Consider the following 25163-nt stretch of genomic DNA (forward strand, 5'->3'; position numbering starts at 1 on the left):
AGCCGGGGGTCCTCGGCGATGGCGGCGGCGGCCCGGTATTCGGCGGCGTGGGCGTTCCCGGCGGCCGCGGCGGCGTCGGCGGCCCTGGCGGCGGCTCCACGTGAAACACCGCCCGGACGAAGGTTCCGTGCGCACGGAGGCCCCGCGTGTCCCCGCGCGTCCCCGGCGGACGAGGCTCCTCAGTGGATGAAGCTGTAGCTCCGCCAGGGCCCCGCCCCGGGGGCGACCACATCCGAGGTCATGGTCGAGACATAGATCGATCCGCCGGAGCAGTCGTCCGTGGGGTAGGCGAGCAGATCGACCAGCGTGTCATTGGTCAGGGCGACCGCGCCCTGGGGACCGAACCGGTGGCAGCCCTTCACCGGCGGGCTGTTCACCTGGACATGGTCCTTCTTCTCGGTGTCGTAGAAGACGGGCCCGACGGCGGTCCGGCCGAGGCCCGAGCAGCCGCCGAGGACCAGGGCCAGCAGCCCGGCCCCCACGGCGACGGCACCCCGGCGACCACGGTTCGCCGGCCGGGGCCGACGGCGATCAACAGCCATAACCAGTCCTCGTCCCTCTCCCTGACTGCCTTTGTCCCTACGGGTCGCCGCACCGGATCCGCCACGGCACGGACGGCGGAAAGCGGGGGAGATCCACTTATGCGCCACCCTGCCGCCCCGCCCCCGTTCCGGCATCCGGGGTGCGTCCGCACGGGCTACTCGCCCGGCGCCCCGCCGTCGACCGCTCCACCCGGCCGGCCGTCCACCGCGCCGACCGCCCGGGGCTCCGCCCGGCGGCCCCGGGCGATCAGTACGGTCAACAGCGCCCCGCCGACCAGGATCCCGGCCGCCACCCACAGCGCCGTCGTATAGCCGTGGACCGTCCCCGCCCGGACCGCCCCGGGGCCGTGCTCCCGTAGATAGGAGGCGGTGGCCCCGGCCGCGATGGAGTTCAGCAGCGCCGTCCCGAACGCGGCCCCCATCTGCTGCACCGTGTTGTACGCGGCCGAGGCCACCCCGGCTTCGGCCGGAGCCAGCCCGGCGGTCGCCCGTTCGGTGGCCACCGCGAGCAGACAGCCGAGCCCCAGCCCGGTCAGCACCATGGCGGGAGCGAGAAAGACCACCAGGACCTGGGAGCTGTCGGCGGTGACCCGGGTGAGGACGAGCATCCCGGCCGCCGCGGCGAGCAGACTGCCCGTGATCAGCACGTCCGGTCCGGTACGGCCCCGGGCCCGCTGGGCGATCACCATCGCGCCGACCGTGGTGGCCAGGGCGTTGATCAGCAGGGTCAGCCCGGCCTCCACCGGCGAGTAGCCGAGGATCATCTGGGTGTAGTAGCTCAGAAAGAGATAGAACCCGAACATCGCGATATACATCGCCAGTACGGCGACGAACGCCCCGCCCCGGACCCGGTCGGCCAGGATCCGCAGCGGCAGCAGCGGACTCCGCGACCGGGCCTCCACCAGGACGAAGAGGCCCAGCAGCAGCGCGCCGAGCAGCAGCAGCCCGAGCACACCGGGATCGCTCCAGCCCCGCGGTTCGGCCTCGGTGAAGCCATGGACCAGAACGCCGAGTCCGGCGGTGCTCAGCAGCACCCCGGGCAGATCGAGGCCGTGCGGTACGCCCCCGGGCCGGTCGCGGGGGATCAGTACCGTCCCGGCGAGGGTCACCAGGGCCATCGGAATGTTGATGTAGAGGCACCAGCGCCAGTCCGCGTACTCGGTGAGCAGTCCGCCCGCGACCAGTCCGAGCGCCGCTCCGGCCGCGCCGACCCCGGCGAAGACCCCGAAGGCCCGGCCCCGTTCGCGGCCGTCCGGGAAGGTGAGGATCACCAGCGACAGCGCCGCCGGGGCCAGTAGCGCCGCGAAGACGCCCTGTCCGGCCCGGGCCGCGAAGAGGCCGGCCGCGTTCCCGGCCGCCCCGCCCGCCACCGACGCCGCGGCGAACCCCACCAGCCCCACCGCGAAGGCCCTGCGGTGCCCGATCGCCCCGGCGATCCGTCCGCCGAGCAGCAGCAGCCCGCCGAGGGCGAGGGCGTAGGCGGTGATCACCCAGTGCCGTTCGGCGTCACCGATACCCAGTTCGGCCTGGGCGGACGGCAGGGCGATATTCACGATCGTCACATCGAGGACGACCATGAGCTGCGCCAGGCTCACCACCCCCAGGGCCCACCACCGGGTACGCGCCCCGTCCGGTCCCGCGCCCGTCCCGATCTGTTTCCGCACCGTCGGCCACCCCGCCTAGAACGTTGATCGATGCACTGGAACATCGATCCGGAGCGGGTGACGCTACTCCCTCCCGCGCACCGGTCCCCGGCGCCGGACGGCGTCATCAGGCCAGTGTTTATCTCCGGCGGAATGCCGCGAAAAGCCCGGCTGAGAACCGGGCCGCCCGGGTCGGGGACCCGCCTGTCAGAAAGGGATCGGGTCAGCCCCGGCGCGGGCGCAGCAGAAACCGGTCGGCGGCGGCCGCCTCCACCGCCGACCGGCCGTAGAGCAGCGGGAAGGGGTCTCCGGCGGCCCAGCGCCGATGCAGATCGGCATGGTGGGGGCTCCGGCGGTCACCCGACTGACCTGGGGCGTTGAGGGCCCGGGAGGCGTCCCAGGAGCCGACGTCGAGCACCATGCTGAAGGTCGCGCCGCCCGCCTCGGCGAAGCCGCCGGGGAAGTAGAGGGAGATCTTCGGCGTGTGGTGCGTACCGCCGCGCGGTATCGGCCCCAGGGCGGTGCCGAACACCGGGTCGAAGAAGGTGTGGGTATGCAGATCGCCCCACCGCCAGGCGGCCGGATCCGGTCCCAGTTCGGCGGCGACGGCGGCGTACGCCTCCTTGAGGGTGGCCAGCAGCAGCCGGTCCCGGACCGCGGCACCGTCCGGGCCGAACCACTTCTCGGGCTCGGCGAAGGACTCCAGCACCACGGTGAACTGGGGGTCGGTGAAGAAGGCCGGATCGCGGGCGCCCCGGGGATGGACCTCGGCGAGCCAGCGGGGGTGGAGGAACCGGGTGGTCCAGGTCTCGAACAGCGGAGTGACGGCGGAGCCGGCGCCGCTGCCGCCGTCGTACCCCCGCAGCAGTTCCAGCGCCTTCGTCACCCGCGGGTCGTCGGACGTCAGACCCCGCAGGTGGGGGACGAGGGCGGTGGCGAAGGCCGACACTGTGTCGTTCTGGAGGTTCACCTGGTCCTGTACGGTCCCGTCGCGGCGGGCCGAGAGCACCGCGTCGATCCGGTCCTTGCGGAAGGGCATCGCCCACTCGTAGCCGGGCATCACGGGATGGTCCGCCGGGAAGTTGAACTCGTTGGCGGTGGCGACATAACCGGCCGGGGGGTCGAGCCGGTACGGCAGGTCCTCGGTGCCGTGGAAGCCGTCCCACTCGTAGCGGCCGTCGCCGGGGACCGGGAGCAGTCCGTCGTAACCCTCACCGGTCCGGCGGGGCACGGTACCGGCGGCGACGAGTCCCACCCGGCCGCCGGTGTCCGCGTAGGCGAGATTGGAGCCCGGGGTCCGCCAGCGCCGCAGGGCGTGGCGGAACTCGGTGAAGTCACCGGCCCGCAGATAGGCCAAGCTGCCCAGATAGGGGGCGGTGCCGGGTTCGGTCCATACGGTGCGGACCGCGTAGGCGCGGTTCTTCGCCGGATCCGTCCTGATCACCGGGCCGTGCCGGGTAAAGGCCAGCTCGACCGGGACGGGCGGGCCGCCCGCGACGGGGACCCGCTCGGTGACCGTGCGGAACTTCTCCCAGCCGTCGCCGTACCGGTAGCGCCCGGGATCGTCGGGGTCGGTCTCGTAGACATAGAGGTCGGCCTGGTCGGCCGGGAGATTGGTGAGCCCGAAGGCGATCTCGCCGTTGTGTCCCATGCTGACCCCGGGGGCCCAGGGCTCCCCCGCGCCGATGACGTCGATCCCGGGCGCGGTGAGATGGACCAGATAACGGCTGGTCGGCAGCAGGGCGTTCAGCCGGTGCGGATCGTTGGCCAGGATCGGACGCCCGGTGGCCGTCCGGCCGGGGGAGAGAGCCCAGGCGTTGCTGCCGCCGGGGGCCGGGGGCGCGGGTACGGTCCGCGGCCCGCCCGGTGTCCCGGGCTGGAACAGGAAGACCCCGGTGGCCAGGTCGTACACCTCGGACACATCGGCGGGTATGTCACAGGGGTCGAGCCCGGCCGGGACACGGGGGACCCGGGGCGGCTCCAGGGTCGCCACCACGGCCGCCGCCGCCGGGCCGCCCGCGCAGACGGCCCGGGCGCGGGCCAGTTCGGTGGAGAGGTTGGACACCAGGGCGTGGGTGCGGATCCGGACGACGTCCTCGGGCGCCCAGCGGGCCGGGGCGTAGCCGAGCCGGGTGAACTCCTCGGGCAGGGAGCCGGGATGCTCCGCCAGCCAGTCGATATAGGCGTTCACCCCGGCGGCGAACTCGGTGGCGGCCTCCCTGGCGCCGGGGCCGTAACTCGCCCACTCCCGTGCCATGTCGCCCCGGTAGCGGAAGAGCCGGGCGGCCCGGTCGTGGCGGAGGTACTCCGGTCCGAGTACGGCGCTCAGCTCGCCGAGCCCCTTCCGCCGCCAGGTGTCGAGCTGGAAGAGCCGGTCGCGGGCGGCGACGAAGCCCTGGGCCCGGAAGAGGTCGCCGGTGGAGCGGGCGGTGATATGCGGTACGCCCCAGGTGTCGACCGTGACCCGGACCGGGGCGTCCAGTCCGGCCAGTTCGTAGCCCCGGGGTTTCTCCCCGGCGGACGCGACCGCCGGGAGCAGCAGGGAAAAAGACGCTACTCCGGCGGCAAGCGGTTTCCACAACGCACGCCTCGGCATTCTGCCTCCAGCCATCTCGCGGTGATAGATCTGCGGCGGAACGCGGGAGCGGGTCGCTGTGCACCACTCCTCCCGGGCAGGCGTCGGCCCGGCAATGCGGAAAGAAATATGGGCAGAAACAGGCAGGGATCGCCGTGCGCCGCAGACCGCAGCGTAACGGCGGCCGAATAGCCGCGGGACGGCTCTCGACGGCGGCCCAAAGCTTTTTCAAGGGATTCTCAAGGCGGGCCGAGAACCACCGCCCGGCACCGTAGTGGCGGCCCCGGAAGGCCGCAAGCGGGCCTTCCAGGCCCCGCCGGGGCCGGGGATCACCGGAATGAGCTGCGGCCATCACACCATGGGATCGGCTAATGGCTCTCCGCACCGCGATGACCCGTTAGCCATCACCGCAGTTCACGGCGGTGCCGTTCGGGAAAAGCTCACTTAGGGCGCTCTTGACTCACGCTTGACCCGTGGCTTAAACGTGCCTACCGTGAAGTCTCAGGCACAACAGGTGCAACAACGGGGGCAACTGTGCTGCGCATTGATCTGCTGGGAAACCTGTTAACCACATATGGCGGCGAGACGGTGACTCCGTCCGCGCCGAAGATCCGTCAAGTTCTCGCCCTGCTGGCACTGAGAAGCAATACGGCCATTCCACATCGACGATTCGTCGAAGAACTCTGGGGGGATTCCCCGCCGCCCAGCGCCACCACGACGCTGCAGACCTATATCTGTCATCTACGCAAGATTCCCGGAATGGCGCCCTCCTCCCGCGCGCCCGCCCCGGCGGACGGTCCGGAGCTGCGGACCACACCGGGCGGCTATCAACTGCGGGTCCCGCCGGGGACCGTGGACGTCCGCCGGTTCGACGAACTGGCCGACGCCGGACAGCGGGCGATGGAGGACGGCGAGGTCGAACAAGCCGCCGACGCCCTGCACCGGGCGCTCGGACTCTCCCGGGGCCCGGTCCTGGGCGATGTCACCCGGGGCCCGGTGGTCACCATCGACGTACTCCATCTCGAAGAGCGCCGGTACGAGATCCTGGAACAGCGGATCGCGGCCGATCTGCTGCTGGGCCGTCACCACCGGCTGGTCAGCGAGCTGTCGGCGCTCGGCGCCGACAACCCGACCCGGGAGAGCCTGCACGGAAAGCTGATGCTGGCGCTCTACCGGACCGGCCGCCGCCCGGAGGCGCTGGACACCTTCCGCAGACTCCGGCACGTACTCGCCCGGGACCTGGGGGTGGAGCCCTGCTCCGAACTCCAGCTGCTGCACCAGCGGATTCTCGCGGGCGCGCCCGAGCTGGACCTGCCGCATCAGGAGGCCGGGACGGTGCGCGGCCCGCAGCCGGGACCGGGCACCCCGGTGCCGCGGGGCGCCGCCTCCGTACCCCTGACGCTGCCCGCGGCCGTACCACTGCTCGGCCGGGCGGCGGCGGACACCTCCGCGGTCCGGACCCTCACCACCCCGCCGGAGAAGGGCCATCCGTACGACCGGCCGCGGCTGATCACCGTCGCCGGGCCACCGGGTGTCGGGGTGACCTCCTTCGGCGCGTCCGTGGCGCACCGGGTCAAGGCGTCCTACCCGGACGGCTGTTTCTACGTCTCCTTCGGCCGCGACCCCCGCAAGCCACGCTCGCAGGAGGAGGTGGTCGGCGAGCTGCTGGCGGCGGCGGGCCTGGCACCGGCCGCGCCACGCGGCCGGGCCGGAGGGCTGCCGGGGCTCTTCCGCTCCTGGACGGCCGGGCGCAAGGTGCTCCTCGTCCTCGACGACGTCGGGTCGGCGGCCCAGATCACCGATCTGCTGCCGGCCGACAGCGGCTCCGCGGCGATGATCACCGGGCACCGGCGGCTGCACGGCATGAAGGGCCAGCACACCATCGACCTCGGACCGCTGGACCCGGGGGACGCGGAGACCCTGCTCCGGCACGCCCTGGGCCGGGCCGGGACCACCGAGGACCGGACCGGACTGCTGGAGCTGACCGATCTCACCGGGGGCGTACCCGGTCCGCTGGTGGAGGCCGTCAATCTGCTGACACTGCGGCCCCATTGGTCGGTCCGGCAGCTCACCGGCTGGCTCCGGCAGCATCCCCGGGGGGCGTACGGCGGCGAGCGCGGCGCGTTCGGCTCGGCGGCGCGCTGGGTGGGCGGTGTCGAGGACCGGCTGCGGAATCCGCTGATCCGGCTGGCGGAGCTGCCCGGGGAGCACATCACCGCCGAAGACGCGGCCGCCGCGCTGCGGCACGGCTTCGACCAGACGGTGGAGCTGCTGGAGGAGCTGGTCGAACACTTCCTGCTGGACGCGGAGATGACGACCCGGGACATCAGCTCGTGGTTCTTCCGCTACCGGCTGCCGCCGTCGATCCGGTTCGCGGTGAGCGGGCTGCGCGACCGGGTCGACGCGGAACCGTCCCCCTACTGCGAACAGCGATAACGCGCGGGAGCCCGCGTACCCGGGAGACCCGGCCCGCCCGACGGCGGACCGGGCTCCCGGCACGCGGGCTTCCGCGAACCGGAATCCGGTGAACAGGGCTTCCGCGACACAGGTTTCCGGCCGCCGGGCTTCGGCGGGCCGGGTTTCCGGCTGCCGCTCCCGGGGCGTACGGGACATCGCGCGCCGGTCCCGGGGCGTACGGCCGGTCATGCTTCGCCCTCGCGGACATCGCGGACATCGCGGTTCTCGGCGCCGTCGCGGTCCGTTATCAGCCGCTCGACACCGTCCAGCAGCCGCTGGAGGCCGAACTCGAAATCCGTCCGCTGCTCGGTCGGGCCCACCTCGTCCCAGAGGGCGGTCAGCCGGGGGTAACGGGAGAAGTCCACGAACTCCTCCAGCAGCGCGTCGTACCGCTCCCACCACTGCTCGCCGGTGAGGCCGGTCCTGCGCTCCAGTTCGGCGACCCGGATATGCGAGGTCGCGGCGCCCTGGACGTAGTCGTCGACCAGGTTGATCAGGGCCAGCCGCTCCTCGGCGGAGAGGCCGAGACCGGAGATCGTCTCCATGATCGACTCCAGTCCGGCGAGCACATTGGGCCCCAGCGGGGGGCGGCCCATCGTCACCTGGAGCACCCAGGGATGGCGCTGGTAGATCTGCCAGCTCGCCCGGGCGTGCCGCTCCAGGCCGGCCCGCCACCCCTCGCCGTCGGGGGCGGGCGCGGCGGACGGCGCGTGGACCCGGTCGAGCATCACATCGACCAGCTCGCGTTTGCTCGGCACATACGAGTACAGCGACATCGCGGTGACGCCGAAGCCCTCGGCCACCCGGCGCATGGTGACCGCCTCCAGGCCCTGGCGGTCGGCCAGCTCGATCGCGGCGGCCACGATCCGCTCGACGCTCAGCCCCCGCTTGGGGCCGCGCTTGGGCTGCGGTTCGGCGCCCCAGAGCAGTTCGAGACTGCGCCGGGCGTCTCCGCCGCCGCTCGACTCCTCCGCCATCCGCGCACTCCTTCTCCGGGCCCTGAAAACACTATACATGCTAAGGTGTCTTTACTCGATACAGTGTAAAGACTTTTGGAGGCGTGATGATCAGGGCCCGCGGCCTCAGCCGCACCTTCACCGTGAAACAGGAGGTCGTCCATGCCGTCCGCGGTATCGACCTCGATGTGGACGAAGGGGAGTTCATCGCCTTCCTCGGCCCCAACGGAGCGGGCAAGAGCACGTCGCTGCGGATGCTGACGACCCTGCTCACCCCCACCTCCGGCACCGCCCGGGTGGTCGGCCACGACATAGCCGAGGAGCCCGTACAGGTCCGCCGCAAGATCGGATACATCGGCCAGGGCAACGGCTCGGGCAATGAGATCCGGATCGGGGACGAACTGGTCTCGCACGCCCGCTACTACGGGCTCAGCCGCCGCCAGGCCCGGCAGCGGGCCGCCGAACTGATCTCCGCGATGGGCCTGGAGGGGCTGGAGAACCGGGTGGCCGAGCGGCTCTCCGGAGGTCAGCGCCGCCGGGTCGACATCGCCCTCGGACTGATGCACTCCCCCCGGCTGCTCTTCCTCGACGAGCCGTCGTCCGGACTCGACCCGCACAACCGGGCCCGGGTCTGGGAGTACGTCCGCGGCCTCCATCAGCAGGGCATGACGATGTTTCTGACCACGCACTATCTGGACGAGGCGGACCAGCTCGCCAATCGCGTGATCATCGTGGACAAGGGCCGGGTCGTCGCGGACGGCAGCCCCGACCGGCTCAAGGCCGACCAGGCGGGCGATCTGATGACGCTGGTCCTGGCCGAGGAGGACGAGGCCGCCCTGACCGCCGTCCACGCCGAGCGGATGACCGCGTCCGACCGAATCACGGTCGACGGCAAGCGGGTCGAGATCCGGGTCGCCCACGGCGACGAACTGCTGCCCGGCTTCCTGCTCGCGCTGGACGCGGCGGGCGCCAAGGTCACCAGCGCCACCCTCACCCGGCCCACGCTCGACGACGTCTTCCTCGCCCTGACCGGCCGCAGCCTCGAAGAGGCCGACGAGCCCGCCGCCCCGGCCGCCTGACCGACCTTCACCAGGAGCGACCGATGAAAGTCCTCAACGACACCGCCGCCACCTTCGAACGCGAGATCCGCCCGGTCCTGCGCGAACCGGTGGCCCTCACCTTCGCGATGCTCCAGCCGATCCTCTTCCTGGTCCTCTTCGGACCGCTCCTCGACACCATGCCCGGGGTCCCCGGCAACTCGCCCTGGGAGTGGTTCGTCCCCGGCGTCGTCGTGATGCTCGCGCTCTTCGGCACCTCGCCCTCCGGCGCCAATCTGCTGAGCGAGATCCACACCGGCTCGTACGAACGCACCCTGGTCAGCCCGGCCCACCGGGGGGCGCTGCTACTCGGCCGGACCGCCAAGGAGGGCGCGATCCTGGCCACCCAGGCACTGGTGGTGCTCGTGGGCGCGCTGCTCTTCGTCGATGTCGACTTCCACCCGCTGGGCGTCGTCGCCGGACTGCTGCTGCTGATCTTCTTCGGTCTGGGCCTGGGCGCGCTCTCCAACCTGCTGGCGCTCGCCGTCAAGGGCCGGGACTTCGTCTTCATCGTGGTCCAGCAGACCCTGCTCTTCCCGCTGCTGCTGCTCTCCGGGATGCTGCTGCCGATGGAGCTGGGGCCGCGCTGGCTGGAGGTGCTGTCCCGGTTCAACCCCGTCACCTACATCGTGGACGCGGAACGGGCGCTGTTCATGGGTGAGTTCTCCGATATCGCGGTGCTGTGGGGGCTGCTGTCGGCGACCGGGATCACCGTCGCCGGGCTGGTCCTGGGCGTCCGGGCCATGCAGCGCGCCAAGATCTGACGACGCGCGGGCGCGGGCGGCCCGGCGCCGGGCGAAGCGTCGGGCGGCGCCCGGAAGCGCCTCGCCGTCCGTGCCGGTCATCCCCTTGCGTCCCGGTCTCAAGGAACTCTCAGAGGGGGCTCGAACCATGTCCCGGACGCTCGACTTCCCGGCCCGGGGCGTCGGGTGAGTCCACCCGACGTCCCTGGTCACCGTCCCGCCCGGGGACGGCCAGAGGGGGTGCGACCAGGGGAAGGAAGGACCGTATGCCGGTCCAGCACGGGACGGCGGCCACCGGGGCGCCGGTGATCGAGACCCCGACGATGCGCGTACGGCCGCTCGCGGTGGCGGGGGCGTACGCCTTCACCCCGCGCCGCTTCGCCGACCGGCGAGGCTACTTCGTCTCCCCGTTCCAGGAGGACGCCTTCCACCTGGCCGTGGGACGGCGGACGCTGCCGGTCGCCCAGACCAACATCAGCCGCTCCGACCTCGGGGTGGTGCGCGGGATCCACTTCACCGCGACCCCGCCGGGCCAGGCGAAGTACGTGTCCTGCATCGGCGGCCGGTCCCGGGACTTCGTGGTGGATCTGCGGATCGGCTCCCCCACCTTCGGGCAGTGGGACACGGTGATCCTCGACCAGGAGGACTGCCGGGCGGTCTATCTCCCGGTCGGCGTCGGCCACGCCTTCGCCGCCGAGGAACCCGACACGGTGATGTCGTACCTGGTCAGCAGCGCCTATGTGCCCGAGAACGAACTCGCGGTGGACGTCCGGGACCCCGTTCTGGGGCTGCCGCTGCCGCCGGGCGCCGAAGACCGGCTCTCCGAACGGGACACGGTCGCCCCCACCCTCGCCGAGGCCAGGGCGGCCGGACTGCTGCCGACGTACGAAGAGGCGATCCGGCGCGAGCGGGCGCAGGCCGGATGACGCCCGCGAACCGGACCGCGAACACCTCCCGGACCGCGAGCGCGCCCCGGGCCACGGGCACCGAACGGGCGGCGGACACCGAACGGCCGGGCCGGACCGTCGTCGTCCTCGGGGCCTCCGGCTTTCTCGGCGGCGCGCTGACCGGTGCGCTCGCCCGCCGCCCCGGCGAGCTGCGGCTGGTCGCCCGGCGGCCGACCCCCGTACCGGCCGGGTCGGTCGCCGAGGTCCGGGCGTACCGCGCGGATCTGACGGAACCGGACCCGCTCGGGCCGCTGGTGGCCGATGCCGATGTGGTGTTCCAGCTGGTGGCCCATACCGACAACGGCTGGCGGGTCGCGGACGGCGACCCGGTGGCCGAGGCGGTCAATGTCGGTACGACCCGCCGTCTCGTGGCGGCGCTCCGGGAGCGGCCCGCCGGGCGGCCGCCGCCGGTGGTGGTCTTCGCGGGCACCACCAGCCAGAGCGGCCCCACCGGCGGACGCCCACTGACCGGTGCCGAGCCCGACCGGCCGGTGACCGCGTACTGCCGGCAGAAACTCGCCGCCGAACGGCTGCTGAAGGACGCCACGGCCGAAGGCGTACTGCGGGCCGTCTCCCTGCGGCTGCCGACCGTCTACGGCCCCGGGCCCGCCGGGTCCGGCGTGCCGCGCGGGGTCGTGGCGGCCATGGCGGCGAGCGCGCTGGCCGGACGGCCGCTGACGATCTGGGGCGACGGTTCCGTACTGCGGGATCTGCTCCATGCCGACGACGTCGTCTCCGCGTTCCTGCTCGCCGCCGACCACGCCGGGGAGTTGGCCGGACGGCACTGGCCGGTCGGCACCGGGCACGGGATGTCGCTGCGCGCCCTGTTCTCCCTGATCGCCGAGGTCGTCGCCGAGCACACGGGGCGTCCACCGGTCCCTGTCGTGCGGGTCGATCCGCCCGCCGGGGCGGTGGCCGCCGACACCGAGAGCGTCCGGGTCGACGCCGGTGCCTTCCGGTCCCGTACCGGCTGGACACCGGTCACCGATCTCCGGGCGGGCGTCCGGGAGACCGTCGCACGGCTGGCCGCGGAGTTTCCGGCCGGGGCGGACGGGTCCGGTCCACGCACGGTGCCCGGCCCCGGCCGGGCCTGAACCGAAACGGAAGGAGCAGGCCATGCGTATCGCACCACCGCCTCCCCGGGGGGCGCCATGAGGATCCTGGTCACCGGCGGCGCGGGCTTCATCGGCTCGAACTTCGTCCGGATGCTGCTGGCGGACACCGAAGACACCGGCACAGGCGCCGGTACAGGCACCGGTGCCGTGACCGAGGTCGTCGTCCTGGACAAGCTGACCTATGCGGGCGACCGGGCGAACCTGCCCGCCGGGGACCCCCGGCTGACCTTCGTCCACGGCGATATCGCGGACCGTCCGCTGCTGCGGAAGCTGCTGCCGGGGTGCGGGGCCGTGGTCCACTTCGCCGCCGAGTCGCATGTGGACCGCTCACTGGGCGGCCCGGAAGCCTTCGTGGCGACCAATGTGGCCGGGACCGCGGCCCTGTTCGACGCCTGTCTGGAGGCCGGTACGGAACGCGTCGTCCATATCTCCACGGACGAGGTGTACGGCTCCGTGCCCGAGGGCGCCTCCACCGAGAGCGATCCCCTGCTGCCGAACTCGCCGTACGCCGCGTCGAAGGCGGCGGCCGATCTGCTGGCCCGGGCCTATCACCGCTCGTACGGACTGCCGGTCCTGGTCACGCGGTGCACCAACAACTACGGACCCCGCCAGTACCCGGAGAAGCTCGTCCCGCTGTTCGTCACCCGGCTGCTCTCCGGCCGCGACGTCCCCCTCTACGGGGACGGCCGCAACATCCGCCAGTGGGTGCACGTCGACGACCACTGCCGGGCCGTCCGGCTGGTCCTGGAGCGGGGCGTACCGGGCGAGATCTACAACGTGGGCGGCGGGACCGGACTCACCAACCGCGAGCTGACGGACCGGCTGCTGGAGCTGTGCGGAGCGGACGGCGGCCGGGTGCGGTACGTCGCCGACCGCGCGGCCCACGACCTCCGGTACGCCGTGGACGACTCGAAGATCACCGAACAGCTGGGCTACCGGCCGCGGGTGGACTTCTCCGACGGTCTCGCCGAGGTCGTGGAGTGGTACCGCGCCCACCCCCACCGATGGGAAGGACCGAGCGGTTGAGCACCTACGTATGGGACTACCTGCCCGAGTACGAGAAGGAGCGCGAGGACCTGCTGGACGCGGTGGAGACCGTGTTCCGGTCCGGGCGGCTCGTGCTGGGCGAGAGCGTCCTCGGCTTCGAGCGGGACTTCGCGGGCTACCACGGACTGCCGCACTGCGTCGGCGTCGACAACGGCACCAACGCCGTCAAGCTCGGCCTCCAGGCACTGGGCGTCGGACCGGGCGACGAGGTGATCACCGTCTCCAACACCGCGGCGCCCACGGTGGTGGCGATCGACTCGGTCGGCGCCCGGCCGGTCTTCGTCGACGTCCGCGCCGATGACTACCTCATGGACGTCCGGCAGGTCGAGGCGGCGATCACCGAACGCACCCGCTGTCTGCTGCCGGTCCATCTCTACGGACAGTGCGTGGAGATGGCCCCGCTGGAGGCGCTCGCCGAACGCCACGGGCTGACGATCCTGGAGGACTGCGCCCAGGCGCACGGCGCGACGCACCACGGCCGCCGGGCCGGGACGATGGGCCGGGCCGGGGCGTTCTCCTTCTACCCGACCAAGGTCCTGGGGGCGTACGGCGACGCCGGGGCCGTCGTCACCGCCGACCCCGAGGTCGACCAGGCGCTGCGCAGGCTGCGCTACTACGGCATGGAGGACGTCTACTACGTGGTCCAGACCCCGGGCCACAACTCCCGGCTGGACGAGATGCAGGCGGAGATCCTCCGGCGGAAGCTGGGCAGGCTGGACGCGTACGTCCGGGACCGCCAGGAGGTCGCCCGGCGGTACGCGCAGGGCCTGGGCGACACCGGACTGACGCTGCCGGGGCCCAACCCGGGCAACAACCACGTCTACTACGTCTACGTCGTCCGGCACCCGGCCCGGGACGAGATCATGAAGCGGCTGCTGGAGTACGACATCCGGCTGAACATCAGCTACCCCTGGCCGGTGCACACCATGAGCGGCTTCGCCCACCTCGGCTACGAGAAGGGCGCCTTCCCGGTCACCGAGGACCTGGCCCGGCAGATCTTCTCGCTGCCGATGTATCCGTCGCTCGGCACCGACACCCAGGACCGGGTGATCGAGGCGGTCCGCGAGGTGCTGGACCAGTTGTGACCCGTGGGCCCACGGCGAAAGGGGGCGGGTACGGAACCGTGGAGTTCCGTACCCGCCCCCTTTCGCCCGCCCGGACCGGCCGGCCCGGGGCGCGTACCGCCGTCAGCCGGGTGTGAGCAGACCGCCGAGACAGGCGACGAGGGTCCTGGCCTGGATGTTCAGATAGTGGCTGTGCCGCAGCAGCCCGCGCAGCTGGGCCAGGGTCAGCCAGCGGTAGCTCTCGCCGTCCGGCACGTCCCCCGGCGAGACGTCGGCCTCGATCACCAGATAGCGGTTGCGCGCGTGGTGGAACCGGCCGCCCTCCTCGGAGAGGGTGCCGTCGTAGCGGATCGCCGACGGATCGGCGGCCAGCACGGTCTCCAGGAAGGACGGCCGGTCCCGGGCGGGCAGATGGCTGTGGTTGCCCGGTGCGCACTGCACCGTGGGCCCGATCTCGGCGACATCCGCGTACCCCGGCTCGAACCGCAGCTTGCCGAGGACGTGCAGGGTGCCCTCGAACCGCCGGACGACGAAGGCGGCGACCCCCGTCTCCCTCGGGGCCAGCATCGGCTGGTCCCAGGAGGCCACCTCGCGGTCGGCGGACACCCGGACGCCGATGACGTCGAAGAAGTGGCCGCGTTCATGGTGCAGCCGGTCAGGGGTGCGGTGCCAGGAGGCCAGGGAGTTCAGCGGGACCGTACGGGTCAGCAGCGGTTCGGCGGCCCGCCGGTCGGTGATCCAGCTCAGTACGTCCTCGTCCCGGTGGAGGGGTTCGGCCCCGGCGGAGTCGGAGCGGGCCAGGGCGGCCAGGAACCCGGTGTCCGGTCCGGCGGGGCGCGCGGGCGGGTCCGACGGCGAGGTCAGCGGCAGACAGGAGAGCACGGTCCGGGTGTCCATATTGACGAAGTCGCCCTCCCGGAGCAGCTGATGGAGCCGGCCGATGGGGAGCCAGCGGAAGCCCTCCAGCAGCTCCACGTCCTCGGTGACCGCCACGACCACGTTCCGGTTCCGCTTCCGGTAGAACCAGGCGCCCTGCTCGGACTGGCGGACATCGGCGACGATCCGGCCGCGCCCCCGCTCGCGGAAGTACTCCAGATAGGGCACGGCCCGGCCGCCGTGGAGCCGGGTGTAGTTGCTCCGGGTGGCCTGCACGGTCGGGGAGAGCTGGTGGTGGTTGTGGTTGCCGGGCTCCACCTTGGCCTGGACGAGGGCGTGCGGTACGCCGTCGAACTCCTTCACCAGTAGCCCGAGCACCCCGACCTCCGGCTGGTGGATGATCGGCTGGTCCCAGCGGGGCACGGCGGCGCCGTCGTGCCGGACCGAGAGCCCGCCGACCCGGAAGAAACCACCGCTGTGGTGGCGGATGTCGCCGGTGCGCGGATCGGTGCTCCAGCCCTCCAGCGCGTCCAGGGGACGCCGTTGGACGTCCATGGGACTGCGGCGGGCCTGCTCGGCGAGCCAGGGGTGGAAGGTACCCGCCGGGCTGACGGCGGATTCGGTCGCCGCCGTGGCCGCCGCCCAGGCGTCCGGTGTGATGGTGGTCGGCACGTGGACACTCCTCAGCGGTCGGCGGGCGGGGAAACGGGCGGGGCGGCGGATGCGGTGACGGAAGGGATGACGGTACGCAGTCGCTCAGGCGGCAGCTCCACCCGGCGGTCGATCCGGTCGTCGGCCCAGGTCCGCAGATCGATCAGCCACCATCGCTCGACGGTGATCGCGTAGAACCCGTGCGCCCGGCCGGGCCCGAACGCCTCCGGGGGCAGGGCCCACTTCTCCCGTACCGCCGGATCGGGGAAGAGGACCGTGAAGAAGTACGGCTGCCAGGAGGCCAGTTCACCGGCCGAAAGCTCCGTACAGACGCCCTCGAACTGAGCGCCCTCCACCGGGGCGAGTTCCAGCTCACCGGGGACCCCGGTGGCGAAGACCGAGCCCGACACTCTCGGCCGGGCGGCGATATTGCGACCGTGCGTGGTGTCGCGGGTGGAGACGAAGAACAGCCGGAGCGGGTCCCCGGCCCAGACATAGTGCAGGGTCGAGGCCCAGGGCTCACCGGTGGCGGAGACGGTGGCCAGGGTGACGTACTCCGCGACGTCCAGCAGACGGCGGGTGCGCCCCGGCAGATCGGCCGGACCGGTCGGATCAACCGGGCCGGTCGCGGCGGGATGGGCGGACATGGTGACTCTTCCCTTCGGGGTTCTGAAGGTCTGGGGTGGATATGAAGGTCCCGGCAGACGGTGGGGCGTGGTTTCACGTGAAACAGGTCCCGGCAGGCGACGAGACGCTGTTTCACGTGAAACGTCGGCCCACGGGGCAGGGGGAGGGCGGCGTTGTTTCACGTGAAACGGGCCCGGCACAGCGGAAAAGGCGGGGGTACGGCCGCGTCAGGGGGCCAGGCCCAGCACATAACGCCCGTACGCCGACTGGCTGTGCGCCCGCCCGAGCCGATGGCACTGCTCGATGTCGATATAGCCCATCCGCAGCGCCACCTCCTCGACACAGGCGATCCGTACGCCCTGCCGCTCCTCCAGCGCGTCCACGTACTGGGCCGCCTGGGCGAGGCTCTGCGGGGTCCCGGTGTCCATCCAGGCGAAGCCCCGGCCCAGATCGATCAGCCGGGCCCGGCCCCGCTCCGCGTAGTACCGGTTGACATCGGTGATCTCCAGTTCGTCCCGGGCCGAGGGCCGGACGTTCTTGGCGACGTCCACGACCCCGGACTCATAGAGATAGAGCCCGGTGACCGCCCGGTTGGAGCGCGGCGCCACCGGCTTCTCCTCCAGGGCCGTCACCCGGCCCCCGGCGTCGACCTCGGCCACGCCGTAGCGCTCCGGGTCCGGGACCGGATAGCCGAAGAGCACACAGCCGTCGACCTCTTGGGCCTCGGTCTGGAGGGTCCGGGAGAAGTGGTGGCCGTGGAAGATGTTGTCGCCGAGGATGAGCGCGACCGGGTCGTCGTCGATGTGACCGGCCCCGATCAGCAGGGCCTCGGCGATGCCCCGGGACTCCTCCTGCGGTGCGTAGGAGATCGCGAGCCCGAGCTGCGACCCGTCGCCCAGCAGCGCCTGGAAGCGCGGCAGATCGGCGGGCCGCCCGATGATCAGCGTCTCGCGGATCCCGGCGAGCATCAGCACGGAGAGCGGGTAGTAGATCATCGGCTTGTTGCCGACGGGCAGCAGCTGCTTGGAGACGGCGACGGTGGCGGGATAGAGCCGGCTGCCGGTGCCACCGGCCAGGATGATCCCCTTCATGGGTACGGACATGGGTACGGACTCCTCAGCGGTCGTCGGACGGCTCACGGCTCCGGCTCACAACTCACGGCTCTGTCTTCGGCTCACGGCTACGGCTCCGGCCGGAACGCCGGTCGCGGCGGACGGGGCGCCCGGACGATCCCCTCCAGTACCCGGACGACCCCCTGCGGCCCCGGCCGGGACAGGGCGTCCGAGCGCAGCCCTGCGGCCCCGGCCCGGAACGCCGGATCGGCCAGCAGCCGGGTCAGTTCGGTACGGAGCAGTTCGGGGGTGAGCTTCTCGGGCGGCAGGGCGATCCCCGCGCCCGCCCGCTCGACGCCCTCCGCCAGCAGCCCGGGGTCCCAGACGGCGTCCGGGACGATCAGCTGCGGTACGCCGTGGGCGACGGCGCTGTGCAGGGTTCCCGCGCCGCCGTGGTGGACGATCGCGGCGCAGGTGGGCAGTAGTTCGGTGAGCGGGACGAAGTCCACGGTCCGGACGTTCGGCGGCAGCGGCGGCCCGTCTCCCAGGTCGTCGTCGGTCAGGGTCGTGACGACCTCCGCGTCGACCTCGGCGACGGCGTCCAGCAGATCCCGGACGGAGACGCCGTTCTCGCTCCAGAACTCGCGGAGCGAGAGCCCCAGGGTCAGACAGACCCGGGGCCGTCCGCCGGGCGCGGGACGCGCCAGCCAGTCGGGCACCCGGGCGGGCCCGTTGAACGGCACGGCCCGCATCGGGATCACGGGCCGGGCCGTCGGCAGGGAGAGCGCCGGAGGTATCGGGTCCAGGGTGTACTCGCCGAAGACATCGGACTCGGTGAACGACCGTCCGTACCGGTGGAGTACGGCCTCCAGCCACTCCCCGAGCACGTCGTCCCGGGCCTCGGCGGGCAACCGCCGCTGATCGTCCAGCGCGTGGGCGCGGGCCCGGGCCAGCAGATCGAGCCCGAACAGCAGCCGTACGTGCGCGGCGCCGCTGACGGCGGCGGCGACCGGCCCGGCGTAGCTCAGGGCGTCCCAGATCACCAGGTCGGGGCGCCAGTCACGGGCCAGGGCCACCACGTCGTCCAGGGTCTCGTCATCGGTGGCGTACTGGAGGAAGACGGTGACGTACCAGGTGAGAATGCCCAGGACCGCCTCGGGATCGAGGAGTGCGGGATCCTGAGAGATGTCATGGCCGAGCCCGGCGAGTACCGCCTCCTGCTCCATGAACCGGTCCAGGCGCAGCGGACCTCCGACGGGTACGGCGGGCAGCCCGGCGCCGCGCACCGTCGGTACGGCGTCGGGCCGGACGGCCAGCCGCACCTCGTGGCCCGCGGTACGGAGCGCCCAGGCGAGCGGGACCGCGTTGAGGACGTGGGAGGTGACGGGGAGGGATGTGAGAAGGACACGCACGAGTTCCCACCATTCGGTTCAGGTCGCTCGGTTCGGGTCGCAGCGCGCGGTGGTATCACCGCGGGGACCAGCGGATTCGCGGTCGTCGCCGACGCTAACAGCGCGCCCCTTGGGCCCGGTTTGAGACCGCTATCGACGGCCTTGAGCCGGCGTCGAGCGCACCGGCCGGGCCGTCAAGCCGCCTTCGAGCGGGCTTCTTTACGGTGCGTACCCGGCCCGCCCGCGCGCGCCGGGAGCCCGGCGCCGACCCGGGGCCGCCCGCCGGACCCCGGCGGCCGGTACGAGTTCCCGTCCCGGTCGCGTCCCGGACCCCGGCCCGGAGGCGTCGGCGGCCGGTCCGGGACCACCGTCAGCACCAACGGGAGGACAACGTGTCCACAGCTACCGTCGCCGCACGACCGCGAGAGGACGACGAAGGCCCCCGGGCGGACGGCGCGCACGCCGTCGACCCCGGCCGGTCCGGGGAACCCGTCCTGACCCGCCATCTGCTGACGGCGCGCGGACTCCAGTGGATCGGCGGCGACCGCTCCCCGGACCCGTACGCCCTGCTGCTGCGCGGCCGCCCACCGGAGTCGCTCACCGCCCGGCTGTGGGAACTGCCCGACGTCAGTCGCGGCGCGCTGGGCGCGGTCGTCGTCGCCCGGCACGCCCGGGCCGCCGCCGCGCTGGCCGACCCCCGGCTCGTACCGCTGCCGCCGGAGGGTCCGGGATCCGTACGGCCGGTCACCCTCGCCGACGCCCCGCGCGGACTCGGCCCGGTGTTCGCGCCCGCCCCCGAGTTGCTCGCCGTACCGGCCCCGGACGCGGAGGTCCCGGCGGCGGAAGTCCCAGCTTCGGAGGTCCCGGGCGGGCACGATGCCGGGGATCCGGCCGTACGGGAGGCGGCCGACCGGGCGCTGACCGCCGTACTCGACTCCGTACGACCCGCCGGGAACGGTGAACTGGAGCTGGTCACGGCCGTACTGGAGCCGGTGGCCAGGGCCGTGACGGACCCCGCCGACCGGCGTACGCCCCGGGAATGGGCCGCGCTCGGCGGCCTGCTGGACGGATATCTCTGCCCGCCCAGGATCTCCGACGCCCGCCGCCAGACCGCCGCCGTCGCCCGGCTCCGCGAGGAGACGGGCGGGGATCCGGACCGGATCCGGGCGGAGCTGCTACGGGCCCTGACTCTCTGGGCCTCGGTGAATCTCGCCGGGTACACGGTGGCGCTGCTGCTCGCGGAGGACCGGCGGTGGCGGCGGGCCGGGTCGGGCGACGAGCGGTGGCTGCGGGCCGCCGTGGCCGAGGCCGTACGGCTGGCACCACCGGTACGGGTCGAGAGCCGGTACGCCCGCGAACCGCTGGAGTGGGACGGGCTCTCGGTCGGGCCGGGCGAACAGGTCGTGGTGGTGACCCATGCGGCGGCCCGTGACCCCCGGGTCTTCGCCGATCCGGCGGAGTTCCGGCCGGACCGCGAGCTGCCGTCCGGTGCCCCCGCCGTACCGCTGGGCGGCCCGGCGGCGGTCGTACTCCCCACCGCGAGGGCGGTGGCGGCGGCCGTCGCCGCCGGTCTGGCCCGCCGCTGCCCCGGGCTGCGCCCGGCGGGGCCGCCCGTCCCCCGGGCCCGGGCCGTGGTCACCGGCGCCCTCGCGGCCCTGCCCGTACAGCTGCGCGCACAGGCGCGGCCGGGCGGCTGAACCCGCCCCGGGCCGTACGACACCGAGGCCCCGGGAGCCCGTGTCGAGGGGCTCCCGGGGCCTCGGTCCGCCCCGCGCCGCCCGGCCCGGCGGCGAAAGGCGGCGCAGCGGCGCAACAGCGCGACGACTCAGCGGCGGGACCGGTGGGCCTCGGTGAGACGTTCGAGGACCGGAACGATGTCGTTCGGGGCGGGCTGGCCGAGCATGGCGTCCCGCAGCCCCGCAGCCCCCCGCGCGAACGCCGGATCGTCCAGGACCCGGAGCGTCGCGGCCCGCAGCTCACCGGGCGTCAGCTCGGCCGCGCCGCCCAGCCGCAGGCCCGCGCCCCGGTCCGCGACGGCGACGCCCAGTTCCGCCTCGTCCCAGCCGTCGGACGGCACCACGATCTGCGGCACCGCCGCGGCGGCCGCGGCCATCAGCGTGCCCAGGCCACCGTGGTGGATGACGGCCGAGCAGGTGGGGAGCAGCGCGTCGAAGGGGACGTAGTCCGTCAGCAGTACGTTGTCGGGGACGGCGACCGTGCCGCCGGCCGGGAGCTGGTCCCGGGTGAGGGTGGCGACGACCTCGACGTCGAGTCCGGCCAGCCCCTCGAAGAGATCGCTGACGCTGATGCCGTAGTTGTCGTTCTTGCGGACGTCCCGCACCGAGCGGCCCAGGGTCAGACAGATCCGGCCGCCTTCCCGGCCCGGGGCCTTGGCCAGCCATTCCGGCGCGGGTGTGGGCGGCGCGAAGGGCAGCTGGCGGAACGGCACCACGGTGAGCCCCGGCGGGGCGGGCACCACCTCGGGTACCGGGTTGAGCGACCAGTCCCCGAAGAGCATCCGTTCGTCGTAGCCGGGGGCGCCGTACCGTTCCAGGGTCTCGGCCAGCAGCCCCGCGACGGCGTCGTCGGGCCCACCGCCGGACCCGGCCCCGGCGGCCGTACCGACCCGGCGGAGGTACTCCGTACGCATCGTCCGCACATGGTCGACCCCGATCATCGAACGGGCGCTCGCCGCGCCCGCCGCCCGGGCCGCCACCGAGCCGTGGAAGGCCAGATGGTCCCAGACGACCAGTTCGGGGCCCCAGTCGCGGGTCAGGGCGACCAGTTCGTCGAGGGTGGGCCGGAGGAGTTCCAGGCCGCAGTAGGCGGCGACGGCGCCCATCGCGTACTCCCGGACCCGGAGCCCCCGGGCGGTGTCGGGGGCGTCGAGTCCGGCCAGTTCGGAGAGGTCCCAGCCGCCGTCGTCGCCCTCATGGGCCTCGTCGGAGTCCCCGAGGTCGACCTCGGTCCCGAACGGGACGGCGATCAGCCCGGCTTCCAGTACGGAGGCGACATGGTTGGGCGGCACCGCGAACCGTACGTCGTGGCCCGCGGTCCGCAGGGCCCAGGCGGTCGGCACCATCAGCGCGAGATGGGCGGGTGCCGCGAGCGGCACGAAGAGCACACGCATGACTCACTCGCTTTCGGTCTGCGCCGGACGAACAGGACCACCCGCGGCGGCACCACCGGCACCGGCACCGGACGCGGCACCAGCACTATCGGGGCGGCGGATGTATCCGGAGCGGAAGAAGTACTCCAGATACAGATCGAGCAGCGCGTCGTCGACGGGCGGGCACTCCAGCCCGCTCCCGGCGAGGGCGCGTTCGGTGTTCTCCCGGCCCAGGACCGGGAAGGTGCCGTCGAAGAACATCTCCTTCACCGTCATGTCGGCGGCCCGGCTGCGGTCCAGGCACATCGCGACGAAGGGCGCGGTGGGGCTGGTCGGATGCTCGGCGACGTGCCGGACGAGTTCGGCGACCCACTGCCGGTAGGGCAGGGCCCGGATCCCGAACCCGGCGGCCCGCATCCGGTCCAGAACGTGGCGGAAGGTGGTGGGCCGGGGGTTGGTCAGGTGGTAGACCCGTTTCCCCGGTTCGTCGTGGGTGGCGATATGGACGATGGCCGCCGCCGTGTGGTCGACCGGTACGAAGTCGATCGGCAGCGGGATGTCGGGCGCCACCCCGGTGTCCGCGATGGTCCGGAAGAGCGAGCAGATGGCGGTCTCCACATTGCAGGCGCCGGTGCGCCGCTCGCCGGTGATCTCGTACGGCCGCAGCACGGACACGGGCTGGCCCCGGTCCCCGGCGGCCAGGACCAGTGATTCGGCCACCCACTTGCTCTCGCCGTAGCCGAGGGTCAGATGGTCGCCGTGGGCGAGCGGGGTGTCCTCGGCGACCTCGCGGATCCCGGCGGTGCCGAATCCGGCGAGGGTGGCGACGGTGGAGAGGAAGTGCACGGGGACCCGGCGGTCCGCGGCGAGCCGCAGCACTTCCCGGGTGCCGTCGACGTTGACGGCCTTCAGTTCCCGGTACGGGTAGAGGAAGTTGACCCGGGCGCCGGAGTGCAGCACCAGGTCCAGGGTGTCGGCCAGTTCGTCCGCGACGGCGTCGGGCAGGCCGAGCCGGGGCCGGGCGAGATCGGCCGGATGGCAGACCACCCGGTCCCAGTCGGCCAGCGGCGGCAGCCCGTACCGCTCCCGGGCGGCGGCGGTCCTGCGCCGGGCGTGCTCCGCGTCCCTGGCCCGGACGGGCAGATGGATCCGGGCCCGGGTGGCGGTGAGCAGCCGGTCGAGGAGGAAGACGCCGAGGAATCCGGTGCCGCCGGTGAGCAGTACCTCGCGCGGGTCGCGCCATCGCGGGGCCGGGCCCCGTACCGGCGGCAGCGGATAGCCGGGTTCGGCGTCCTCGGTCATCCTCGCCAGTGACGGGTGCTGTCCGGCCGGGCCGGTCTCGCGCAGGGCGGCCACCGACGCGGTGAAGCCCTCCAGGGTGGGGTCCGCCAGCAGCCGGGCGATCAGCGCGCTGCCGTGGGCGGCGTCGAGACCGAGGACGGAGAGGGTACGGACGACGGTCTCGGAGGCGAGCAGCGAGTCGCCGCCGATGTCGAAGAAGCCGTCGGCGGGCCGGGGTTCGACGGCCAGGGTGGTCCGCCAGATCTCCGCGACGGTGTCCATCAGGCCGGTGATCTCCCGGGACGCCCCGGCGGCGGCCGGCTCCCGGCGGTCGGCCAGGGCGGCGAGCCCGCGGTGGTCCACCTTGCCGTTGGGCTGTACGGGGAACCGGTCGACGACCAGGATCCGCCCGGGTACGGCCTGGTCGGGCAGCCATTCCCGGAGCCCCCGTACCACCCGGTCGGGTACGGGTGCCGCCCCGGCGCCCGCGCCCCCGGGGGTGACGAAGCCGGTCAGGGACGGCTCGCCGCCGAGGGTGCGGCCGACCAGGACCAGGGCCTCGCCGACCCCCGGCTGGGCCCGCAGTCTGGCCTCGACCTCGTCGAGTTCGACCCGGTGGCCGCGGAGCTTGATCTGGCGGTCCCGGCGGCCGACGAACCGCAGGGTGCCGTCCTCGGCGGGCACCACCCGGTCACCGGTCCGGTACAGCCGCTCGCCCGGATACAGCGGATGCCCGACGAACCGGTCCTCGGTGAGCGCCGGATCGCCCGGATAGCCGAGGGCAAGACCGTCGCCGCCGACGTACAGCTCGCCCTCATCGCCGGGGCCCGCCGGTTCGCCGTCGGCCCGGAGCACCAGACAGGTCGAGTTGGCGATGGGCAGCCCGATCGGGATGTCCTCGGCGCCCTCGGGGACCTCGCGTACCACGTGGGCGGTGGCGACGACGGAGTTCTCGGTGGGTCCGTAGAAGTTGACCAGGGTGGCCCCGGGGCAGGCCGCCAGGACGGCCCGCGCCAGATCGGGCGAGAGTGCCTCGCCGCCCGCCGAGATGTGCCGCAGCCCGCGCAGGGCGGCGGGCCGGGTCCGGGCGATCAGATGGAGGACGCTGGTGGTGAAGTAGGCCATGGTGACCCGCCGTTCGTGCAGCAGGGCCTCCAGGGCGGGCGGCGAGAGCAGCTCGGGCTGATCGGCTATGACCAGGCAGGCGCCGTTGACCAGGGCGGACCAGATCTCGATGGTGGAGGCGTCGGAGGAGAGGCCGCAGGAGAACAGGATCCGGTCGTCGGGGCCCGGCCCGGAGAGCGCCGGTTCGGAGGTGGTCAGCCGGACGATCCCGCGATGCGGTACGGCGACCGGCTTCGGCCTGCCGGTCGAGCCCGAGGTGAACATGACGTACGCCCGGTCGCCCGCCCCGGCCCCGGCGGGATCGCCGGGCGGGGCCTTCGGCAGGGCCGTGACGTCGACGCTCAGCCGCAGTCCGCGCGGCTGCCGCCCGGCGGCGTCGGTGGTGACGACGACCTGGAGCCCGGCGTCCTCGGCCATCGCCTGGAGCCGCTCCGGCGGCAGGGAGTCGTCCAGCGGTACGTATGCGGCCCCGGTACGCAACACCCCGACCAGGGCGACCAGGGCGTCCGGGGACCGGCTGCCGCAGACGCCGACCAGATCGCCCTGCCCCACCTTGGCCTCGTACAGGACATCCGCGAGCCGCCGGGAGCGGTCGCGCAGCTCCCCGTAGCTGAGGACGGTGTCGCCGTGGACGACGGCGGGCGCGTCGGGCCGCAGCTCCGCCTGGGCGTCGAAGAGCTGGTCGAGCGTGCTGTCACGGGGATAGGGCGTGGCCGTGTCGTGCCAGGCCGACAGCAGTCGGCCGGTCCGACCCTGGAGGGCCGCGAGGTTCATCGGTGGATGCCTTCCGGTGTGAAGGTGATGGCGGCGGCCCGTCCCCGGGGACGCGCGCATGACCGTCCCGCGCGGGGGTGCGGTCCGAGCT

Annotated in this window: 18 protein-coding genes; 8 read left to right on the forward strand and 10 right to left on the reverse strand. The window is 73.1% G+C overall.

Annotation, left to right across the window (positions count from 1 at the left end):
- Window positions 1-179 precede the first annotated feature (179 nt).
- The 3 genes from AB0G74_RS02355 to AB0G74_RS02365 form a co-directional block, all read right to left on the reverse strand.
- Complete coding sequence (locus AB0G74_RS02355; RefSeq protein ID WP_361139540.1) at window positions 180-542, reverse strand: hypothetical protein; 363 nt, start codon at window positions 540-542, stop codon at window positions 180-182.
- A 155-nt stretch (window positions 543-697) separates the two neighbouring features.
- The gene (locus AB0G74_RS02360; RefSeq protein ID WP_361139543.1) at window positions 698-2206 is read right to left on the reverse strand and encodes an MFS transporter; all 1509 of its coding nucleotides are present in this window, start codon (window positions 2204-2206) and stop codon (window positions 698-700) included.
- A 202-nt stretch (window positions 2207-2408) separates the two neighbouring features.
- Window positions 2409-4796 (reverse strand): penicillin acylase family protein, encoded by a 2388-nt coding sequence (locus AB0G74_RS02365; RefSeq protein ID WP_361139546.1) that lies wholly within the window; start codon window positions 4794-4796, stop codon window positions 2409-2411.
- Between the two features lie 498 nt (window positions 4797-5294).
- Here AB0G74_RS02365 and AB0G74_RS02370 point away from each other — a divergent pair, with 498 nt between their 5' ends.
- Window positions 5295-7196, forward strand: coding sequence for an AfsR/SARP family transcriptional regulator (locus AB0G74_RS02370; protein WP_361139549.1), 1902 nt, complete (start codon window positions 5295-5297; stop codon window positions 7194-7196).
- Between the two features lie 206 nt (window positions 7197-7402).
- On the opposite strand, the gene AB0G74_RS02375 is transcribed toward AB0G74_RS02370, so the two are convergent.
- Window positions 7403-8194, reverse strand: a complete 792-nt coding sequence (locus AB0G74_RS02375) for a TetR/AcrR family transcriptional regulator (protein ID WP_361139552.1) — start codon at window positions 8192-8194, stop codon at window positions 7403-7405.
- 86 nt (window positions 8195-8280) lie between these two features.
- Here AB0G74_RS02375 and AB0G74_RS02380 point away from each other — a divergent pair, with 86 nt between their 5' ends.
- The 6 genes from AB0G74_RS02380 (at window position 8281) to AB0G74_RS02405 (ending at window position 14207) form a co-directional block, all read left to right on the forward strand.
- Window positions 8281-9252, forward strand: a complete 972-nt coding sequence (locus AB0G74_RS02380; RefSeq protein WP_361139555.1) for an ATP-binding cassette domain-containing protein — start codon at window positions 8281-8283, stop codon at window positions 9250-9252.
- A 23-nt stretch (window positions 9253-9275) separates the two neighbouring features.
- Window positions 9276-10034 carry an ABC transporter permease gene (locus AB0G74_RS02385; RefSeq protein ID WP_361139558.1) on the forward strand — a complete coding sequence of 253 codons (759 nt, stop codon included), beginning with the start codon at window positions 9276-9278 and terminating at the stop codon, window positions 10032-10034.
- 302 nt (window positions 10035-10336) lie between these two features.
- Window positions 10337-10939 (forward strand): dTDP-4-dehydrorhamnose 3,5-epimerase, encoded by a 603-nt coding sequence (gene rfbC, locus AB0G74_RS02390; protein ID WP_361139962.1) that lies wholly within the window; start codon window positions 10337-10339, stop codon window positions 10937-10939.
- The gene (locus AB0G74_RS02395) at window positions 10936-12054 is read left to right on the forward strand and encodes an NAD-dependent epimerase/dehydratase (RefSeq protein WP_361139561.1); all 1119 of its coding nucleotides are present in this window, start codon (window positions 10936-10938) and stop codon (window positions 12052-12054) included. Before rfbC ends, AB0G74_RS02395 begins: the two co-directional genes overlap by 4 nt.
- 57 nt (window positions 12055-12111) lie before the next feature.
- Window positions 12112-13101, forward strand: a complete 990-nt coding sequence (gene rfbB / locus AB0G74_RS02400) for a dTDP-glucose 4,6-dehydratase (RefSeq protein ID WP_361139563.1) — start codon at window positions 12112-12114, stop codon at window positions 13099-13101.
- Window positions 13098-14207 (forward strand): DegT/DnrJ/EryC1/StrS family aminotransferase, encoded by a 1110-nt coding sequence (locus tag AB0G74_RS02405; protein ID WP_361139566.1) that lies wholly within the window; start codon window positions 13098-13100, stop codon window positions 14205-14207. The genes rfbB and AB0G74_RS02405 overlap by 4 nt, the downstream gene beginning before the upstream one ends.
- Before the next feature lie 102 nt (window positions 14208-14309).
- Here the strand turns inward: AB0G74_RS02405 and AB0G74_RS02410 are convergent, their stop codons facing one another.
- From AB0G74_RS02410 to AB0G74_RS02425, 4 genes are all read right to left on the reverse strand, one after another.
- The gene (locus AB0G74_RS02410; RefSeq protein ID WP_361139569.1) at window positions 14310-15734 is read right to left on the reverse strand and encodes an NDP-hexose 2,3-dehydratase family protein; all 1425 of its coding nucleotides are present in this window, start codon (window positions 15732-15734) and stop codon (window positions 14310-14312) included.
- An 11-nt stretch (window positions 15735-15745) separates the two neighbouring features.
- Complete coding sequence (locus tag AB0G74_RS02415; protein WP_361139571.1) at window positions 15746-16360, reverse strand: pyridoxamine 5'-phosphate oxidase family protein; 615 nt, start codon at window positions 16358-16360, stop codon at window positions 15746-15748.
- Between the two features lie 207 nt (window positions 16361-16567).
- Window positions 16568-17431, reverse strand: coding sequence for a glucose-1-phosphate thymidylyltransferase RfbA (gene rfbA, locus AB0G74_RS02420; protein ID WP_361139965.1), 864 nt, complete (start codon window positions 17429-17431; stop codon window positions 16568-16570).
- A gap of 89 nt (window positions 17432-17520) precedes the next feature.
- A complete protein-coding gene (locus AB0G74_RS02425; RefSeq protein WP_361139574.1) occupies window positions 17521-18804 on the reverse strand; it encodes an activator-dependent family glycosyltransferase in 1284 nt (427 codons plus the stop codon).
- A gap of 371 nt (window positions 18805-19175) precedes the next feature.
- Between AB0G74_RS02425 and AB0G74_RS02430 the strand changes: the two genes are divergently transcribed.
- Window positions 19176-20480 (forward strand): cytochrome P450, encoded by a 1305-nt coding sequence (locus AB0G74_RS02430; RefSeq protein ID WP_361139577.1) that lies wholly within the window; start codon window positions 19176-19178, stop codon window positions 20478-20480.
- Window positions 20481-20608: 128 nt separating this feature from the next.
- On the opposite strand, the gene AB0G74_RS02435 is transcribed toward AB0G74_RS02430, so the two are convergent.
- Window positions 20609-21913, reverse strand: coding sequence for a nucleotide disphospho-sugar-binding domain-containing protein (locus tag AB0G74_RS02435; RefSeq protein ID WP_361139580.1), 1305 nt, complete (start codon window positions 21911-21913; stop codon window positions 20609-20611).
- Window positions 21914-21916: 3 nt separating this feature from the next.
- Window positions 21917-25072: an amino acid adenylation domain-containing protein gene (locus tag AB0G74_RS02440; RefSeq protein WP_361139583.1), complete on the reverse strand. Its 3156-nt coding sequence runs from the start codon at window positions 25070-25072 to the stop codon at window positions 21917-21919.
- Window positions 25073-25163: the final 91 nt, after the last annotated feature.

The organism is Streptomyces sp. NPDC020875, assembly GCF_040641415.1.
In the GTDB taxonomy this organism is placed as follows: Bacteria; Actinomycetota; Actinomycetes; order Streptomycetales; family Streptomycetaceae; genus Streptomyces.